This is a genomic window from Oleiphilus sp. HI0079 (genome assembly GCF_001635105.1).
Genome location: NZ_LWFT01001313.1, coordinates 1 through 841 on the forward strand (window position 1 = coordinate 1; position 841 = coordinate 841).

Annotated in this window: 1 protein-coding gene; it reads left to right on the forward strand. The window is 46.8% G+C overall.

Translation table 11 applies throughout. The features are described 5' to 3' along the window. Positions 1 to 36 precede the first annotated feature (36 nt). Positions 37 to 537, forward strand: a complete 501-nt coding sequence (locus A3750_RS22790) for a flagella synthesis protein FlgN (protein WP_068453264.1) — start codon at positions 37 to 39, stop codon at positions 535 to 537. Positions 538 to 841 lie beyond the last annotated feature (304 nt).

The following is an 841-nucleotide window of genomic DNA, read 5'->3' on the forward strand; positions in this document are numbered from 1 at the left end:
GACCTTGAATAGAGAAAATCTATTCGAGGTAAGCGTATGTCAAACTCAAACATCCCCAACAGAATCCCCGCTCTTTGCGCTCAGTTAAAACTGTTACTTGAGAAAGATCTAACAGACATCTCGAATCTTCGCGCGACACTCAAAGAAGAAGCAACCGCCCTCAAAGAGCGGAATACCGACCACATCAATCATCTTGCTAAGAACAAAGGCACGTTAGTCAAGCAAATTGAAGATAGAGCCCGCGCAAAAGTAAAACTGATTACCGCTTCTGGCGCAAAAATCGAAGCTGGCAAAGTCAAAATTGGAATCGACGCGCTTGGTGACCCAGATTTAAGCAGGCTTTGGAACGATTCGCTTATTCAACTTGATGAGTGTAAGCAACTCAATCAAGTAAACGGCTTGGTAATTGAACGCTCACGCGCACGAAATCAGAAAATCATGGACATCGTGCGAGGGCAACATTCAAAACCGAAGCTCTATGGTAACACCGGCACAGAACAAGCCTACTCCTCCGCCACGAGCATAGCCAAGGCTTAAATCTGCTCGTTTTTTGAGCGAAACATGGCCGAGGCGTGACCTCTAACGCACTACGGCTATTTTCATTCGCGACACGCTAGACTGACCACCACAGAGGCTTTAGGATTTACCTAATAATATAAACAATCTGGCCTGATACTATGCGCGCTTTGCGACAACCGCTGACATTTGTACTTTTATCGTTCCTTACTCTCAACGTTATCGCCGCTCCTACTCATGGGATCGCCATGCACGGTGATCTCAAGTATGGCCCCGACTTCACGCATTTCGATTATGTTAATCCTGAGGCCCCAAAGGGCGGCAC

Bases quoted from the DNA above. Each gene is read 5' to 3' on its own strand.
- A3750_RS22790 (WP_068453264.1), top strand. From the start codon at position 37: ATGTCAAACTCAAACATCCCCAACAGAATCCCCGCTCTTTGCGCTCAG.